We start from the raw sequence: 17,665 nt of genomic DNA, 5'->3' as shown, positions 1-17,665 counted from the left end.
ATATTATTTAGCTTCGGGGTCTTCAAAGAAGACGTAACAGGTAGAGTAGTCGCTGAATTCAAAGTAGACCTTATTTTCATTGGGGTCTGCCTTGCCGTTCAGGTTGGCATCAAGAGTACCGTATCCGAATCGGTAGGGGCGCTGTACGCGCTCCTTGGTGCCGGAAGCAGTAGAAAGCTTATCGATTTTAACAAAACGTTTGATAAGCTTGCCGCCGGAATAAATCTCAAGCACCCCGTTAACCCCGGTCCAGTTCTGGATGGAACGGCCTATGCGGTTCTGGGTTTCCTGAGTGCATGCGCTGATAACAGCGAGGGAAAAAAGCAGGATGAGTGTAAGGATCAGGCTGTTTTTTTTCATATGTCCTCCGGTCTGGGGTTGCTGTCATCAGGTCAAACGGGCAGTTCATACATTTTTTTTTACGGAAAGAAAAGCAGTGATGCTATGATCATTCCGCAGCCGGAAGCCAGAGATAATGAAATCCGGCCTTAGGAGGCATTAGGTTTCCGGCATCAATATTGATCAGTGCAGGGCTGAATGTCTGTGATGAGGCGGAGTTGTAAATTGTGTCATTGGGATAATTCTTGCGTTTGTAGGTGATCACCTGAGAATTTTCCGCGATCCCGGCCAGCTCACATGCTTTTTTTACTGCATCAGGCAGGTAACCAAGACTGTCCACCAGTCCGGCTTTTTTTGCGCCTTCGGCACTGAACACCTGAGCCGTGAAGATTGTTTTCAGCTTATCTTCGGAAATTGAACGGTGTTTTTTGACCAGCCCTTGAAAGCGGTCTGCGTAATTTTTGATGATGTCAGCAATGATTTTTTGTTGTTCCGGGGTGTCCGGTTTGAAAGGAAAGCCCATGTCCTTGTTGCGGCCCGACTTGGAAACTTCCACGGAGACGCCGATTTTGTCCATGAGCCCGTCAATTTTGGGCCGGATGAAAATAACCCCTATGGACCCGGTAAGGGTGGTCGGGTGGGCCATGATATGGTCTGCTGGCAGACTTACGTAATAGCCTCCGGAAGCAGCTACATCCATCATATTTACTACAACCTTGGCCCCGGTCTTCTCTTTGAAGCGGAGGATTTCGTTGTAGAGGATATCGCTGGCGGTAACACCTCCGCCGGGGGAATTCACTTTAAGCACCAAAGCTTTAATGTCATCGTCTTCAGCCGCAAGTTTCAGGCGGGAGGATACTTCCTGTACAAGGCTGGGAGCACTTCCCAATAATCCCCGTTTACCTTCATCGGAAATGGTTCCGTCAATGGAAACAACCAGAACCTTATCGTTTCCTTCACCCTGAAGTTTTTTTTCAATAAGTGGGTCGGTGCCGTCAGGAAATAAATTTAACCGTGGCTGGCAGCCGCAAAGGGCTATTGATACGAGTATGAATACGGTCAGCAATATTTTTTTCATGAGATACTCCTTGTCTGTGGAAAGTAGCAGATAGGGGTGGTTAAATAAAGGGTGCTTGCGTATTCATTCTCCTACCTCTCATACAGTGCCAGCTTAATCCCGAACGCAATAAATACCGAGCCAAGTGCGCGGTCCAGCCATCTTTGCAGTTTCTGACTTTTACGAAGTCTCCCGGTGATGCGGTCGCCGGCATAGATGAGCGGTGGCTCAACAAATGCGGCGGTTACAATGATCAGCGTGCCGTGGAGCATGAGCTGGGCCCAGACCGGACCTGCCCCTTGCACAACAAATTGAGGCAGGAAGGCGATGAAAAATGTTGCGACCTTAGGGTTGAGCAGGTGGATGAACATACCCTGCTTGAAGATGGAGGTTGAATTCAACTGATTTGAGTTTTTGTTTATATTCAAGATGCTCCCCTTGGATCTGAAGGCGCCGATGGCCAGCCAGAAAAGATATGCAACGCCTACCCATTTCACAATACCGAAGGCAGTGGCCGATGCAGCCACAATGGCGGCAAGTCCGAGGGCGGTCAGTATTACATAGAGGAAAGCTCCGGACCAGATTCCGAACATGGCGGCAAATCCGGCCTTTCTACCTCCGGTAATGGTATGGCTGAGTATGTAAGCCATGTCCGGTCCCGGTGCGATGTTGAGCAGCAAGGCGGCTAAAAAGAAGGTTGTCCAGTGGGCAAGATCGTATTCAAACATGATTGAACCTCGTTGAGTTAAAATGCGGAAAGACACGGCACAAGTTGTGACGTGCAGCAATAATCAAGGTTCTGTTTTGGCGCGGGAAACAGGACTGCCGTTTCAGGTGAAAAGGCGGGAAGGTCGGTTAAGTATATTTCAACCGTTATGAAAAGCAACCCCGGAAAGGGATTCTCATTTGGATAACCCCGGTCCGCTCGCAATGGACTACAAGGGACCGGGGTTTAATATGTTTCAGCTCAACTCTAGCAGAGCGGCATAAATTTTAAATCTTGGGATTATGTCTTCGAAATAAACCTATATTTATTTGAAAGCATAATCATTTTAATGAGCTTGAAGACTCTCCCTAGCGAGACATGCGTGCAAGCTGTCTGCGGTATTCGGGGGAGATTTCAAGACGCTCGATGTGGCGCAGGTCCACAAGAGAGCTTCTCATCTTTGCACGGTTGGTTTCGCGGATTGCAGCCACGGTCCAGACAGGAAGCCAGAGGCCGAGGGATGCGATGGTCAGCACTGCGTGCATGCTGTGGTTTACTTCGCCGCCGTTACGTGCTGTGCGGGTGGCTGCCCAAGCCTTGATGGTTCCGATTGCGTACATATTATATTCCTCCAAAAAAAATTGGTTTAATTTGCGTTGTTCACAATTCCCACCTATGCCCGAGCCCAATGCAAGTCAACAGCTGGCAATGTAAAATTAAAAAATACATGGCAAATAATATTCATAGTTATCTTTTGGGTTATTTCCTTTTAATTTCATATGTTTGTATGAAAAGATGTGTGCATGAATTGTTTTAATGTCAGTATTCAGACAGCATTGATTTTGAAATCAATACGTAGGTGAAAAATTTCCCAAGCATGTCTTGTGGGTACACGCTTTTACAATATTGGGACAATGATTGAATCTCTATATAGTTGGTATATAAAAGATAATTTTTTATAAAATGTAAAAGATGTCAAATTTGTAAAAAAAGATAAGGGCAGGGATAGGGTCGGGACAAGTGAGAATCTATTGTCCTGCACTGTGTGTCGTGAAGTAGAGATGTATACTTTAATGCAGTGCCTATGTGTTATTGATGTTGTACTGGTGTGTACAACATTAAAAAATATAAAATTGCATTAGACATGCATGAAAGATGCTTGTGTTAGAACTTCGGATGGTTTTAGGCGAATCAAATTCATGGTTTTGAAAAAACAAGCGATTTTTTGGAATGTAAAACGTCTGCGTTTAGAATAATATTCGGATAATTCAGGTCTAATAAGTGTGGTCCAACGGATAATGGGCGCAGAAAAGTTTTTCCGTCGCCTATCTCTTAAACAGATTTTCTACTCCGGCAATTTTGGGCAGGCTGGTAATCCGTGTATCAATTTCAAAGCGGGGCGAGAAAGGAACATTACGTTTAAGTGCGGTTTTCCAGTTGTTTTCTTCTTTTGCAAGCCTGATATTGTCGGCGCCGATGGGGTCGAAGTTCAGGGCCACGGCATTCTGCGGGGAATTGAGCATATCCACCACAAGGCGATATGAATAGTCGATGATTGAGCGCAGGTATGCCTGACGAAAAGCCGGGACTACTTTTTTGGATATATTCAGGGATTTGCTGACCGCTTTGTATTCCAGCAATCCGATGCTTTGATGCAGGACCTTTTTTTTGAACAGGAAGCTGTATTTCTTGGCATCCATATGTTTGCGCAGGCTGAAGTCCGCATCCTGATTTGCCTTGCGGAAAAGCCGGGCTGCTTCCTGCGCGGACCAGTCTACCTGATCATCAGCCAGCATTTCTATGTATACGTGGCTCAGCCTGCCCCCGGAGCGGGCCTGCTGCATGAGGTTGGGTACATAATAGTTGTGGGCTATGATGTCTGCCGCCAGATGGGATAGATAGCCTAGGGAGTACGCTTCCATGTGTTCATCATTAGACTCATCAAGCAGATTGAAGCCGGTCTGCCAGTTGTGGCTGTGCAGCCGTTTGGCCTTGCTGCCTTTGCCGATGAATATATCCGCACTTAGACAACCGTAGAGGAATATGGCTGAGTTGGAGAGCAGAAGTTTGGCTACGCTGTTGGAAAGTAGCACCGTGTTTGAAAGTACAGCATTTCCGATAGCCATATGCACTCCCGGTCCCCATGCGAAGCAGCTTGCAGCAAAGCCTAAGACCAGCAGCGCGGAAAAAAATAAAACCAGTATTAATTTACCCATATCAATAAGATAAGATTCTCCCTGCGTGAGGTCAATTCATTAAGTTTAAAGCAGGGGAGCCACCAGCCTTGCCACTCCTTCCACTGTATCACGGATCATTCCAACTTGAGGTGTTCCCTCGCTGCTTTCGTTTATCAGCCCCTGAACCCAGTCGCTGACCGGCTTAACATCCGCTTCAGAGTAGGTGAACATGACAATCTCGTAATTCAGGAACAGACTGCGCATATCCATGTTTGCAGAGCCAACAACCGCCAGCCGGTCATCAACAACAATAACCTTGGCGTGTACCATGTGCGGGTATTTGACTACCCGTCCGCCGCACTGCTCCAGTTCGCGCAGGTGGGTTCCCCGCGCAAGGTCGGCCAATGCGTGGTTGGATTTGGCCGGGACCACCACCCGTAGGTCAACTCCTCGTAGAGCGGCCAGACGCAGGGCCTGTGCCAGGGCTTCGTCCGGCACATAGTAGGGGGTGACGATCCAAAGTCTTTTTTCAGCCGTAAAAGCAGCGGTAAGCAGGGCATCATGCACCGGGTCGCGGGGGACGTCAGGACCGGATGGCACAACCTGCATGACTCCCTTTCCGCTTATGTCGGAACCTTTGGTGCACGGAGGAATTATGTTTACTTTTTCACCGTAGGCAAAAAGCCAGTCCGATTGGAAAACTTCAATGTAATGGCGCACCGCAGGACCTCTCAAGACAAAGGAAAGGTCCGTCCAGCGGTCCGGGCATGGCTCGGGTCCGATATATTCGTTGGCAATGTTGGTTCCCCCGGCCAGCACACAGGTCTGGTCGGCAATGGCGATCTTGCGGTGGTTGCGTAAATTGCTGTTACCATGAAAAGGGGCGCGGAACAGGGGCATGAAGTAGGCGACCTTACCGCCGTTAGCGATAAGTTCTTTCAGGAATCGCCGAGACGTAAACATGGAGCCGATGTCATCCAGAAGAAGACGAACGGTTACTCCGGAAGCAGCCTTTCGGGCCAGCCTTCTCACAATATCTTTACCCACTTCATCCCGCGAAAGAATGAAGGTGGTGATCAGGATCTGATGTTCGGCATTCTCAATGAGCTTAACCAGCTCATTATAAATATCGATACCTGTGGGGCAGAGACGGACTTCGTTGCCGCTGGTTGCACCAGGGATATCGTATTCGCGGAGCATGGTGTCAATGGGATCGGCTTCGGTTAGAGGGATTGTTTCCTGTACTTCAAGGTGGATGTCCGCTTTGGTGTGGGCATCACGTTTGAGTTTTCGACCCCCGAACATGAGATAGAAGGGGACTCCCACATAGGGCACAAAAAATATTGCCAGCAGCCATGCAAAAGCTGCTGATGATGTGCGCTGTTTGCGCAGGATGGACATGACCAGTATGGCAGCCAGTAAAAAACCGCCTACAACCGCGAGGTGTCCGAATAAGAGGTTCCATTCCATATCAATTCCTGTGAATTCTTGTCTGGTGATGTTTTGATCGCGTTGATCCGAGCTTAACAGTAATTGCCTTTCTGTGTAACTATTTAATAGCTGGTGGAAATTACCCTTTCGGCTGGCCGGAGGCAACAAAAGTGGTGCCTGTAAGGACCAGATTGTGCTATAGTTTAAGATAAATCTCAGGTGTATTGTTCTTTATAGTGATCTAATATATGTTAACAACTGAAAGCAGTTGATTTCCAATACCGCATAACCAGTTGATTTGCTGAATACTCTTTGCGTCCGAACCGGAGCATCCGCATGTGAGTTTACTTATCTCGCCTTGAAAAGGGCAATATCGAGGGAGTTATTTAATGGGGTCCAGCAGTCCTAACATCAAGTCTTTTTACAAAGGGCAGGAAATTTTCAAGGAAGGACAGGAGAGTTCCGTTGCCTATATGATTAAAAAAGGCGCGGTAAATATCTACAAGGTCCAGAATAATGAAAAGATTATTCTGGCCCGCCTTGGCGAGGGTGAAATTTTTGGTGAAATGGGCATCATTTCCAAAGGAACCCGTTCGGCCAATGCCGAAGCAGCCGAGTACTGTGACCTCGTTATTCTCACCGATCAGATTATCCTTAAGTTGCTGGACCAGTGTCCCCGGACCATTCAGTACATGACCCGCCTTCTGGTCAAGCGTCTGGCCCGGACCGGTGAAATGATTTCCACCAAAGGGCATCGCAGCAATTTTACCAGTATCTGCAATATCCTCGACCTTGCCTACCGTACCCACCTCAGCATGGACCGGGAGCAGGCCCGTAAGGAACGTAATCATGATCTGGGACTTGATTACACCAAGCTCTGCAAGACCATCCGCAGTATTATTCTCGTTTCCCAGAGTGATATTGACGCGGTTATCAATAAACTTAAGAGCCTGAAAATCATTGATGCCATTGATTTGCGTACAGGCAAGGCCTTTCCTGACCGATTCATACAGATTTCTGATCCGGATAACTTCCTTGAGGTTGCCAACAACCTGTACAAGGAGCTGCAGCAGAACGCATATACCCCCACATCTGAGTTGCAGATAGTGGATATTTATGAAATTTCCGAAATGCTGGAGAGCGATCCCAAGATTATCTACAAAAAAATAGCACAGGAAGATTTTCCAGAAACCATGTTCCTGTTCGATCGTAACAAGGTCAGTGACTGGGCTTCTGAAAAAGAGCCGGACTATTTCAGCAAGGTCAAGAAAAAGAAGAAGTCCATCGATGATCTGGAGGATATCGAAGATATCGTCTATGTTGATAATGCTACTCTCAAGGAGGTTTTTAACCGTCTGGGCTACCACAAGCTCGGTGTCCTGATGAGTATTGCAGAGGATGATGCGCGTAAAAAGATTCTGGCAAACCTCGCCAAGAAGATTGCCAAAATCGTTCAGGATGAAGTGCGCGATAATGTGGACGAGACCGAGGCTGAAGATGTGCTCACTGAACTTTTTGAAATGGTCCGGGAGATTAAAGGGGGGGATAAAAAGTGAATATAGCCACCATAATCGGTATATTCTGCGGTATCGCCATCCTGATGGTTGCCACCTATACCTCTACTGATTCGGTGGGGGTGTTCATCAACCTGCCCGGTATAGCCATTGTCGGAGGCGGGACCATTGCTTCCACCTTCATCTGTTATCCATTGCGTGAAGTAATGCGGGTGCTGGGTGTGTTCATGATGGCCATGGGGGCTGATGAACTGCCTCTTGAGAACTACATCAATGTTATCGTCAACCTCTCTAAAGACGTATCCGCAAAGGGCGAAGAACATCTTGAGGGAAGTCTGAAAAATATTGAGAACGATTTTCTGCGCGAAGGGTTGCAGATGCTTGTGGATGGTTATTCCAAGGAAGAGATCAAGGAAATTCTTGATAACCGCATCCAGCAGTATCATGAGCAGGAGTACAGTGCTGCCGGGATTTACCGGACCATGTCCACACTATCTCCGGCCTTCGGTATTATCGGGACCCTGATCGGTCTCATTGCCATGATGCAGGGGATGGGCAGTGATATTGCCGCTATCGGCCCGGCTATGGCAACAGCATTGACTACAACCCTCTACGGTGCTCTTTTCGCCAACATGCTGTTTATGCCCATCGCGATCAAGGTGGAGAAACGAATTGACGAGATTACCTTGCTCATGCGGGTTATCCGCGACGGTATTCTGTTCATCAAGGATAAAACCCCGTCCGCAATTGTCATGGATAAGCTCAAGGGCTACCTGCCTCCGCGCAAATGGGCCACAGTCAAGGCCAAGAAGTAGTGTGTCCCTCTTAATATGAATATATATTTCAGGGAAAACAGACGAAAATTATTTTATAAATGTATATGGGCGAGTTTAGTTAGCGCAACATTAGGCGGATAGAACTATGTCGGATGATTTCAGCCTGAAAAAGCCAGCACAGGGCGGAGAAGAGGGCGGATGGGCCCTGACTCTTGCGGATATGATGACTCTGCTGCTCTGCTTTTTTGTGCTTTTGCTGGCCATTGCCGATGTAGACCAGAAAAAGTACGAGGATGTTTCAGATTCCCTGGCTTCTGCCATGGGGGTTCCCGTGCCTCCGAAAGGGGAGTCAGATACATTTGAAGGAGCATCCGTTGCCCGCCGGGTTATCAGTGAGAAGCAGCGCAATATTTTTGAAATGCAATTGGAAATGGCTCGTCTGGTTGGGCGTGAATCAGATGCCCTGAAGATCAAGATGCGGCCCGATTCCGTAGCCATTGTGCTCAAGGGCGGGTTCTTTTTTCCCAGCGGTCAGGCCGACCTGACCCCCGGTGCCCGAAGAGTGTTGGCCAAGATCGCTCCTACACTCGCCAAGTCTCCTTATGACGTTGTTGTTGAAGGGCACTCGGACAACATTCCCATGAAATCAAGGCAGTTCCCGTCCAACTGGGAGCTTTCTTCAGCAAGGGCCAGCGCCGTCGCCCGCTATTTGCTTGATGCCGGGTTCAGCAAGTCCAGAATCAAGGTGCTGGGCATGGCCGATACAGCACCTGCCTATCCGAACGAGGATGAGAACGGCAGGGCCATTCCGGAAAACCAGAAGCGCAACCGCCGCGTGGTCCTGTTGGTTTACCCGGCTAAAAAGAAGTAGGTTCTTGGGGGCTAATCCCCAAGTAAAGGCTTTAACAGCAGTAGTTCCCGGTGAAAAGGCCATTTCTGAGAAGATCAATAGTCGGTTTCAGAAGTATCGGTTGACTGAGAGAGGGGGCTGTAAGCCATTAGTCTGTTTTAAAGAAAACGGGTCAGTTGAAAAATCAACTGACCCGTTAATTATTGCAAGTATTGGGGATTGTTAAACCCTTTTGCAAAAGGCTTTAAGCCTTCGGAGATCCGCCGGAGACATCTTTATTTTTTCTCAATAATTTCTCGAATCTGATACGTCTTGGTTCCCATAACCGCGTCATAGGTATTAGCCAGCGATTCAAGAATGAAACCCGTAGACATGAAGCCCAGCGAGCTTAGGTAGAGCAGGATGCAGCCCAGGAATGGCGGACGGGTTCCCATGTGGACCCCGAAGAAAACTTTTTGATAGAGCAGCCAGACCATGATCAACGAGGCGATCATGAACATGACCAGACTGATACGCCCGAACAGATAAATGGGACGTTGCTTGAATGAGGACTGGAACCAGAGCATTACGATGTCAAACAGGACATCGATGGACCGTGACAGGCCGTAGTGGCTTTCCCCTGCAAAGCGCGGGGGCGCTGATATGGGTACCTCTGAAGTTGAACCGCCCATGCCGTAAACAAGAGCGGGGATCAATCTGTGCTGGCCTTCACGCAGGGTCATGGAGCGGGCCAGTTTGCCTTTAAGTACAGAAAGACCACCCATATCCTTTACCTGACAGCCGCTTGTTGCACGCATCAGATAGTTGGCGATCTTGCTGGGCAGCTTGCGTTTGATCATGGATTCACCGCGGTTGGTGCGGCAGCCGGAAACAAGGTCGTAGCCCTTGCGGATCTCTTCAATCAAAGAAGGAACTTCTTCCGGCTTGTGTTGCAGGTCTCCATCCATGATAACAACGTAGCATCCTTTGCTTTCCTGAATTCCTGCGTAGATTGCGGTACATTGTCCACGGTTGCGGGCCAGCATTACTCCCTTGAGGTTGGGGTCATTTGCTGCGAGCTCACGGATGATGGATTCCGTGCTGTCGGTGGAGCCGTCATTGACCAGCAGAATTTCATAGGTGGTGTTCATTCCCTGCAAGGCTGCGGTAATGCGTTTATGAAATTCACGAACGCAGCCTTCCTCATTGTGCATGGGCGTAACAATGCTGACTTCTATATCTCTTGTACATTCATCGGCTTTTTGCATTATTTAATTTCTCCGCTACGGGGATCGATCTGTCCGTAGTTTACCGGGATTGCTCCCAGTTCTTTGAATATTTGCAGCCATTCCTTGTGCAGTAAGGATTCCGACTCTTCTTTCCACTGAGATGCAACCCGCATGGGACCGAATTCGGACGGCAGCGGACCGTCTCCCTCTTGAGGAAGACCGGGGTGGCATACTATTTCTACTATTTCAGGTCGATAAGTCTCGACATATTTTTTAAAAAGATGCGGGTCAAGATTTTCTTTCTGGTCTCCAATACCCCAGACGCAATCAGCCGTGCGCGGCTTTTTGTCGGGAAAGCTTGCCCCTAGGCAAAGCTGTAAAAAACGTGTGCGCAGCATGGCCTTGTCCAAACGGTTCAAGGGGGTGTGTTCAAATGGACGGCGTATCCATTTGATACCGTATTTGCAGGCTATTCTTCCGGCCAGATTGTATAAACCGGGCCACGCATGAATATGTTTTTCACTGTCAAAATGGGTCAGGCGGACCTTGTGGTCGAGCAGGTACTCCACTTGGGCGGACCATTCTTTTTCTACCTCGGAAAGCTTGATCTTTCCGGACACGTAGCGCAACAGCAAGGATGTATAGTTGCCGAAAAGCAGTCCGTCATCATCCACAAGGCTGGGGATATGGTCCGGGTTGGAAATGGGTTTGCCGCGCAGCAGATTCAGGTGCGCTCCAAGCCCCAAGCCTTCATATTTATCCTGCAGTAGCAAGGATTCAGATAAATCAGGCCCGTTAGCAAGGGTGGTAGACGAGGTTACAACCCCGGCTTCGGCAAGCCGATCAACAGCCCGACGAACAGCCGGATGCAGCCCGAGATCATCCACATTGATTACAACTAGCATCATACCTCCGGTTTCAGACCCGGCAGTTTAAATGCATGTGGCATGAAGGTAAAGCAAAATGGTGTGGAATGGGGTTGAATCAGCTGAAACCGCTGATTTTGGCTTGGGAGCGGATCAGGTTGATGGCGATTTCGCCGATGGCAGGGCGATAGGTCCCGGCCCTGATCTGGTCGCGGAGTTTGGTAATCTTTTCATGCCGATCTGCAGAATTTTCTTCATTGAATGAAGAATCCTGCTTTTCGGGCGAAAATATGCAGGACAGCAAGATGCTGTCTGTATCAGTCTTGTCGAAAGACATCTCCCCTCCCGGAGTTTTTTCAACTGTACTGTTTATGTTTTTTGTGTGTGGTTAATAATCCTATCGTCCATCTTCCCAAGATATTTAGTGCTGAATTCATAAATTGGTGTTTTTTACAATGGTCTGTAAAAATGAACTTTTTTTGTAAACAGCAAGGATGCCTTGCTGCAAAGTTGCCGGAAGTTATGAATTAATTTAGTGTCCCTGAACTTGATAAAATCTTGAGTTTAAAACGATCTTATCTTAGTCACTTTTAACAAACCATCCAAAATGAATGCAGATATATTCGGGTATTTAGCTGCCGGGGCAGCTCTCGGTCTTGGCGCGGGAATGACTCCCGGACCATTGCTGACTCTTGTTCTCAGCCAGACCATGGCTCATGGGAGCAGGGAAGGGGTAAAAGTTGCTTTTGCTCCTTTGTTGACTGACCTGCCTATCCTTTGTGTTTCCCTGCTGGCGATGTCGTGGATAAACACTCATCCTCTGTTTATGGGGGTGATTTCATTTGCCGGAGCGCTTGTTGTCACTCTTTTCGGTATAGATTGTTTTAAGGCAAGAGCGATACTCCTGCCGGGAGTCGAGGTTAAGCCCGGATCATTGAAGAAAGGTATCTTGACCAATTATATGAACCCACATGTGTACATCTTTTGGGCAACTGTGGGTGCTCCGACGGTCATTGGGGCCAGTGAATACGGAATTGCAGGACCGATTTTGTTTCTGGGAGGTTTTTACGGATGCATAATCGGGGCGAAGATTGCAATTGCCTGTCTTGTTGGAAGGTTCAAATCTTTGCTTTCCAGCAGAGCTTACCTGATAGTCATGCGCTTTCTTGGATTGGCTCTTTTTGTTTTTGCTGCATTCCTTATCCGGGACGGATATAATTTTTTTATTTCCTGATTATCCGCTACATTAGAAAAGTGGCGAAACCGAAAGACTTTAGGTTTCGCCGCTTTTTTTAGAATTCAAGTACGATTTCCCTTTCTGTGAGGCCTTAGCCTGATAAAAGGGTCTAATCTTTCTTACAGAACATCCACCAGATCCAGATCAAGCCCGGATTCTTCCATGGCTTTCCTGCTGCCCAGTACAACTATGTCGCCGTGTTCAGCCACAGACCTTGCAGCAGCTCCGAAATTGCGGAAATCCTGTTCACTGCAACCGAGTACCTGTTCACGGATAGACTGCCTGAAGGCTGCGTCTTCTCCACTCAAGTGGCGGACCATGGAGGTGTAGCCTTTGGCGTCAGGAAGCATGTAGTTGTCAATTTCCCCGATTCCTCCGAGAATGGCTTTTTCCAGCTCATCACTGTTAACTTTGAGCGAGTCCAGATACTCGGCAACACCATCGTAAGTATCGAGTGTGCGGGTCAGGTTGGGGTCGCGGTAGGAAACGAAACTCAAACTGCCGGCAGCACGGTCAAACATGGAGAAGGAGCCGTAAGCTCCGCCCTGCACGCGCACTTTATCCCAAAGATATCCGGTACGCAGATATCGGCTGATGACGTGCGCTGCACCGGAATATTCATAGCCGTGTTCGTACACATCGGCACCCTTGGCAACGTAATTGACCTGTGCTGGAATGCACAGCCCTTCGGCCTTGGAAAAAGCACTGCGTTTGCGCTGAACCAAATTTCTGCTTCCGACAGGAAGTGTCCCGATCATATCGCTGATGGAATTTTCAACAGCTCCAAAGTTCTTGGAGTCAAGAGTCACGTTGGTCAGCAGGTTGGCCTGATTTAAGATGGTAGAGCGGATTTCTTCAAGATCTGCAACAACGGAATCAAAGTCATCATCTACTCGTTTGGCCAGATCGCGCAGAAATTCAAGGCCGGAGATTCCGTTCATGAGTTCATTGATGTACCCGGCTTCGTTGAAACGTGCTTTCATGCGTGTGGCTGCCATGATGTGACCGGAAGGAACCAGACCCTGCTCCTTGCGGGCTTTGGTTTCCAATACCAGTTGGCGGATGCGTTCCTTATTGTCCAGAGAAGCTTCCCGCAGTATTTCGCTCATGATCGAAAGCAGGTCTGCGCTGCGCTCGGCTGTGGCTTTGCCGCGCAGAACGAAGCGGGAGTATGTTTCGTCCTGGGCATGTTTGGAGTTGGCTATGGTGGATACATATAGTCCGCCTGTTTTGGCGGCCATACGTCTGCTCATGGTCACGAAATCAGTTGATTTGGTCCCGGTCTGGGCCAGAGCCTTGCCGAACAGAGGCAGATAGGGGATCAGCCTGTCTTCCAGACCTGCAAAGTCGAAGGCTAGATCAAGATAGATGATTCCATTGGTATCCAGATCGTGAAAGAGACGTTCGCCTTTTTCTTCGCAGACTATTTCCTTGCCTTCTTTATCTAGGTCGGAAACCTTGAGGCGTGGGATGGTAGCCAGAGCTTCGGGATCATCGTGGGCTTCCTGCTCTTTCTGAAGTTCTGCGGCTTTGGCAACAACAGCTTTGTAATCAGCCTCATCCATTTCCTTGCGGGCGGCAGCCAGTTTGGCTTTTTCCCTTTCTTCCCGCTCAGGACCAACTTTGCTGTCCGGTAACAGCAGCACCGAGGAGCGGTAGTTGTTGTTCAGGAAAATTTCTTCAATGAGTGGTTCGAAAATCCTTTCACCCTTTTTAATACGGGCCTTGAGTTCTGCCAGAGGTTGTTCATAACGAACGTACTCAAGAGGGTGCTCATCATAGAGCCATGAGGTCATGGCGGTGATCATTACTGAAAGACCGCGCGGATACGAGCCGGTGTTGTTTTCCCGCAGAGAGAATTCAATCGTGTTCAGGGCTGCGTCAATATCCTCACGGGCAATTGATTCAGCGACAAGCTCTTTGAGAGTCGAAAAGATCAGCTCCTCGACCTTGGGTGCATCTTCGGCATTTATGCCTTTCAGTCCGGTGGAAAAGTAGAGCTGGCGCAGTTCATTTTCCAGTCCGACTCCGGCCATGTCTTCACCGAGCCCGGAATCATTAAGGGCTTTGCGCAGGGGAGAGGAGGGCAGTCCGATGAGAATCTGCTCCAACACGCTCAGTTCAAGATCAGCCATAGATTCGCGGCTGTGGCTGATGCCGAAGTTAAGCGTGAACATGGCTTTCTGGTTGCCGTCGTCGGATGCCGCGTATTTTTTTTCCACTGTGACGGGTTTTTCAAAAGGAGCCTGCATTCCGATTTCTGATTTGGGGTCGATCTTTTCAAACTGGGAAAAATATTCGTCCAGCATGACCAGACGATGTTCAGGATCATCATCTCCGTAAAAAAAGGCGTAGGCGTTGGAGGGATGGTAGTACTTGGCATGGAATGCCATGAATTCGTCAAAGGTCAACTCGGGTATAACCTCCGGGTCACCTCCAGAATCCAATCCGTAGGTGATATCCGGGAACAAGGAATGCTGGGTGGCTTCGTAAAGCAGGCTGTCTGGCGAGGAATAAGCCCCTTTCATCTCATTGAACACAACGCCTTTGTAGCTCAGGGAACCGTCTTCTTCAGGGACGTAGTGCCAGCCTTCCTGCATAAGGGTGTTGGGGGTCAGGTTGGGGAAGAAAACTGCATCAAGGTATACTCCCACAAGGTTTCGGAAGTCCTGTTCATTCGGGCTTGCTACCGGGTAGACTGTTTTGTCCGGGTAGGTCATGGCATTGAGGAAGGTCTGCAGTGAGCATTTCAGAAGCTCAACAAATGGTTCCTTGACGGGATATTTTTTTGACCCGCAAAGAACAGAATGTTCGAGAATATGAGGCAGACCTGTGCTGTTCTCAGGAGGGGTACGAAAACTGATTCCGAAAGTTTTGTTTTCATCATTATTAATTACGGACAGAACCCGTCCGCCGGTTTTTTCATGTTCGTAGATTACGGCCTCGCCGTTGAGCTCACTAAGGTATTCGCGCGATATTTCTTTGAAGCCATGTTCGTTGGTCATTTAGATCTCCATATGTTTGATTATGGCCGAAAATTACCTAAAAGTTATTCTATTTGCAAATACAATGAATAAAACATAGGTTTTCTCTAATATATTCTCGCGATTTAAGATGTTTATGAAATAAATAGTAAAAATTACGATTATTGTTGACTAAGAAAAAAGAATTTAATACTCTGCTTTCAACAGATGAGAAAAAAATGTTATTAAAATATTGATTCTGAATTTAACAGACAGGAGATAAGAAAATGAGTTGCACTGAAGTTTACGAAGAAGTCCTTTCCACTGCATCAATAGGTGAAAATGTTCCTGATTTTGTAATGGAAGCATATGACCCGGAAGATTGCGGTTTTACCGAAGTCAATTTCGAGGAAATCCGTAAATCTGGAAAATGGCTGGTCCTGTTTTTCTACCCGGCAGACTTCACTTTTGTCTGCCCTACTGAGCTTGCCGACCTCGCAGACAAACATGCTGAGCTGGAAAAACTCGGTTGTGAGGTGGTTTCGGTCTCAACTGATACCAAGTTCACACATTTGGCTTGGAAGAATGATGAAAGACTGCTCCAGAATGTGAAGTTCAAAATGGCGGCAGACCCCACCGGGGAAGTTTCCGATTTCTTCGGAGTATATGACCACAACACAGGTCTGGCCCTGAGGGGAACATTCGTCATCAACCCTGAAGGCACACTGGTTTCTTCGGAAATCAATTTCTACAACGTAGGCCGAAATGCCAATGAACTGCTCCGTAAGATCGAAGCCAACGTATACCTCAAGGATCATCCGGAAGAAGCCTGCCCTGCAAAGTGGACTCCCGGTGAGAAGACCCTTACCCCCAGCGAAAAGCTGGTCGGGAAGGTTTATGAAGAACTTAATGGCGAGTAATCTCTTAGAATAAGTTAACCAATTACAGTCTACCTTGGTTAACATTGAATAAACACTATACCTCCTCTCCTCCAAACCATAACAGCAGGCCCGGAATTCCCCATGTTCCGGGCCTATTTGTTTTTTGCTTTACCGGATTACTCTTGCCGTTTATCCTAAATGCTGGATGGATAATTCAGGTAAAAATTGAGGTAGAGTATGGTCTGGGACGGTTTTGACGCGGAAAAATATGACACATGGTTCAAGACTCCTGCGGGGCAGTTTGCCCTTGAGCAGGAAGTCGGGCTTATGGATCACCTGATTTCCGGCTGGCCGCGGCGCAAAAGAAAGTTGTTGGAAATCGGCTGCGGAACCGGGCTTTTTCTCGATCACTTTTACCGTTGCGGTTTTGATATCAGTGGAGTGGACCACTCTCCGGTTATGCTGGAGGCGGCCAACAAACGGCTTGGCAGCCGCGCCTCCCTGTATCTTTGTAATGGGGAACACCTTCCTTTTGCGGATAATGAGTTTGATTTCACTGTACTCTGGACTGTGCTGGAATTCTGTTCCGAACCTGAGGAGATGCTGCTTGAGGCGGCCAGAGTCTCTGCCGGGGGAATTCTGATCGGTTTTTTGAACCGCCATTCGATTTATTTTTTTACCCACGGCAGGATGTGGCCCTGGGCTTCCTCTTCAACCCTGCGGCAGGCGCATTGGTTCTCTCCCTCGGAAATGCGAAGGGCTGTAAAGAAAACATGCGGATACAGCCCGGCAATGACACGTTCGGTGCTGCCCGGACCTATGTGGAGCTGGAAGAACAGAACCCCGCTCAAGCAGCTCAATGGAATAATTTATCCTCCTTATTTCGGGGCATTTACCGGGTGTCGGGTTGATTTTCGCAACCGTAGGCCCATGAATCCGCTGCACGCATGGAAACATATGCCCTCAGCCGTCACATCCACAAAACGGAAAGCCCTGAAACCGGAATGTTTCCGGGATTCAAAATAAATCTGCCAAGGAGATTCAGATGAAAAAACTGGTTCCGCTGCTTGTCTTTTGTATTCTTTTTGTTGCTTCCGGTTGTGCAAATAAAGCTCAATCCGGTGCCGGGATCGGTGCTCTTGCCGGGGCGACCATCGGTGCACTGACATTTAAGAATAAGGCTTCGGGTGCAGCCATCGGTGCCGGAATCGGCGCCCTTATGGGTTATGTGGTCGGTAATGAATGGGACAAGAATGATGAAAAGCAGGTCTCAAAAACTTTGGAAGATAACCATTCTGGTCAAACTTCTGCGTGGACCAACCCTGATACCGGTAAGTCTTACAGTGCTACACCTTCTCCGGCTTATGTCAATCAGGGCAAGGTCTGCCGCGATGTTACCATTACTGAAGACGGCGGAGAACAGATCTTGGCCAAGGCCTGCCGTGGAGATGACGGGGTCTGGAGATTGAAAGAGTAGTTTTTTTGTCTGTGATCAATCAAAATAGCGCGAAACCGCATGGTTTCGCGCTATTTTTGCGTGGGCTATGAAAGTGAGTGCTGATTATAATAGATAGAATAGGTTGCACTCGTCTTAAATGGCAGCTAAAGGAAGTGCTTGCTCCTATCTGTTGGAAAGAAGACCACTACCTGGGGAAGTGGA

The 17,665-nt window shown here is 48.2% G+C and carries 17 protein-coding genes; 7 read left to right on the top strand and 10 right to left on the bottom strand.

The features are described from left to right. Nucleotides 1-3: 3 nt before the first annotated feature. From ACKU41_RS11815 to ACKU41_RS11790, 6 genes are all read right to left on the bottom strand, one after another. Complete coding sequence (locus tag ACKU41_RS11815; RefSeq protein WP_321400979.1) at nt 4-360, bottom strand: hypothetical protein; 357 nt, start codon at nt 358-360, stop codon at nt 4-6. An 88-nt stretch (nt 361-448) separates the two neighbouring features. Continuing rightward, the gene (gene sppA, locus ACKU41_RS11810) at nt 449-1,417 is read right to left on the bottom strand and encodes a signal peptide peptidase SppA (RefSeq protein WP_321400977.1); all 969 of its coding nucleotides are present in this window, start codon (nt 1,415-1,417) and stop codon (nt 449-451) included. 71 nt (nt 1,418-1,488) lie between these two features. Continuing rightward, nucleotides 1,489-2,124: a LysE family translocator gene (locus tag ACKU41_RS11805; RefSeq protein ID WP_321400975.1), complete on the bottom strand. Its 636-nt coding sequence runs from the start codon at nt 2,122-2,124 to the stop codon at nt 1,489-1,491. A gap of 346 nt (nt 2,125-2,470) precedes the next feature. After that, nucleotides 2,471-2,722 (bottom strand): hypothetical protein, encoded by a 252-nt coding sequence (locus tag ACKU41_RS11800; protein ID WP_319777570.1) that lies wholly within the window; start codon nt 2,720-2,722, stop codon nt 2,471-2,473. A gap of 705 nt (nt 2,723-3,427) precedes the next feature. Then, nucleotides 3,428-4,228 (bottom strand): zinc dependent phospholipase C family protein, encoded by an 801-nt coding sequence (locus ACKU41_RS11795; RefSeq protein WP_321400972.1) that lies wholly within the window; start codon nt 4,226-4,228, stop codon nt 3,428-3,430. A 135-nt stretch (nt 4,229-4,363) separates the two neighbouring features. Then, nucleotides 4,364-5,749: a phospholipase D-like domain-containing protein gene (locus tag ACKU41_RS11790; protein WP_321400970.1), complete on the bottom strand. Its 1,386-nt coding sequence runs from the start codon at nt 5,747-5,749 to the stop codon at nt 4,364-4,366. A 350-nt stretch (nt 5,750-6,099) separates the two neighbouring features. On the opposite strand from ACKU41_RS11790, the gene ACKU41_RS11785 reads away from it, so the two are divergent. The 3 genes from ACKU41_RS11785 (at nt 6,100) to ACKU41_RS11775 (ending at nt 8,871) form a co-directional block, all read left to right on the top strand. Further along, the gene (locus ACKU41_RS11785) at nt 6,100-7,266 is read left to right on the top strand and encodes a cyclic nucleotide-binding domain-containing protein (protein ID WP_319777567.1); all 1,167 of its coding nucleotides are present in this window, start codon (nt 6,100-6,102) and stop codon (nt 7,264-7,266) included. Beyond that, nucleotides 7,263-8,039: a MotA/TolQ/ExbB proton channel family protein gene (locus ACKU41_RS11780; RefSeq protein WP_319777566.1), complete on the top strand. Its 777-nt coding sequence runs from the start codon at nt 7,263-7,265 to the stop codon at nt 8,037-8,039. Before ACKU41_RS11785 ends, ACKU41_RS11780 begins: the two co-directional genes overlap by 4 nt. A 106-nt stretch (nt 8,040-8,145) precedes the next feature. Beyond that, nucleotides 8,146-8,871 (top strand): OmpA family protein, encoded by a 726-nt coding sequence (locus tag ACKU41_RS11775; RefSeq protein WP_319777565.1) that lies wholly within the window; start codon nt 8,146-8,148, stop codon nt 8,869-8,871. 254 nt (nt 8,872-9,125) lie between these two features. Here the strand turns inward: ACKU41_RS11775 and ACKU41_RS11770 are convergent, their stop codons facing one another. From ACKU41_RS11770 to ACKU41_RS11760, 3 genes are all read right to left on the bottom strand, one after another. After that, nucleotides 9,126-10,097 carry a glycosyltransferase family 2 protein gene (locus ACKU41_RS11770; protein ID WP_319777564.1) on the bottom strand — a complete coding sequence of 324 codons (972 nt, stop codon included), beginning with the start codon at nt 10,095-10,097 and terminating at the stop codon, nt 9,126-9,128. Beyond that, nucleotides 10,097-10,966, bottom strand: a complete 870-nt coding sequence (locus ACKU41_RS11765) for a ChbG/HpnK family deacetylase (RefSeq protein WP_321400967.1) — start codon at nt 10,964-10,966, stop codon at nt 10,097-10,099. Before ACKU41_RS11765 ends, ACKU41_RS11770 begins: the two co-directional genes overlap by 1 nt. Before the next feature lie 76 nt (nt 10,967-11,042). Beyond that, nucleotides 11,043-11,261: a flagellar biosynthesis anti-sigma factor FlgM gene (locus tag ACKU41_RS11760; protein WP_319777562.1), complete on the bottom strand. Its 219-nt coding sequence runs from the start codon at nt 11,259-11,261 to the stop codon at nt 11,043-11,045. 270 nt (nt 11,262-11,531) lie between these two features. On the opposite strand from ACKU41_RS11760, the gene ACKU41_RS11755 reads away from it, so the two are divergent. Beyond that, nucleotides 11,532-12,158 (top strand): LysE family transporter, encoded by a 627-nt coding sequence (locus ACKU41_RS11755; RefSeq protein ID WP_319777561.1) that lies wholly within the window; start codon nt 11,532-11,534, stop codon nt 12,156-12,158. Between the two features lie 122 nt (nt 12,159-12,280). On the opposite strand, the gene ACKU41_RS11750 is transcribed toward ACKU41_RS11755, so the two are convergent. Then, nucleotides 12,281-15,166 carry an insulinase family protein gene (locus ACKU41_RS11750; protein WP_321400959.1) on the bottom strand — a complete coding sequence of 962 codons (2,886 nt, stop codon included), beginning with the start codon at nt 15,164-15,166 and terminating at the stop codon, nt 12,281-12,283. Nucleotides 15,167-15,411: 245 nt separating this feature from the next. Here ACKU41_RS11750 and ACKU41_RS11745 point away from each other — a divergent pair, with 245 nt between their 5' ends. The 3 genes from ACKU41_RS11745 to ACKU41_RS11735 all read left to right on the top strand — a co-directional run bounded on the left by ACKU41_RS11745 (nt 15,412) and on the right by ACKU41_RS11735 (nt 17,482). Then, a complete protein-coding gene (locus tag ACKU41_RS11745; protein ID WP_321400956.1) occupies nt 15,412-16,044 on the top strand; it encodes a peroxiredoxin in 633 nt (210 codons plus the stop codon). A 198-nt stretch (nt 16,045-16,242) separates the two neighbouring features. Continuing rightward, entirely contained in the window at nt 16,243-17,031 is a 789-nt protein-coding gene (locus ACKU41_RS11740; protein ID WP_319777558.1) for a class I SAM-dependent methyltransferase, read from the top strand. 19 nt (nt 17,032-17,050) lie between these two features. Further along, complete coding sequence (locus ACKU41_RS11735) at nt 17,051-17,482, top strand: glycine zipper domain-containing protein (protein ID WP_321400951.1); 432 nt, start codon at nt 17,051-17,053, stop codon at nt 17,480-17,482. Nucleotides 17,483-17,665: the final 183 nt, after the last annotated feature.

This window comes from Maridesulfovibrio sp. (assembly GCF_963678865.1).
GTDB lineage: Bacteria > Desulfobacterota > Desulfovibrionia > Desulfovibrionales > Desulfovibrionaceae > Maridesulfovibrio.
The sequence above is the reverse complement of the archived record's forward strand: the minus strand, read 5'-3'. Positions and strand labels throughout refer to the sequence as shown.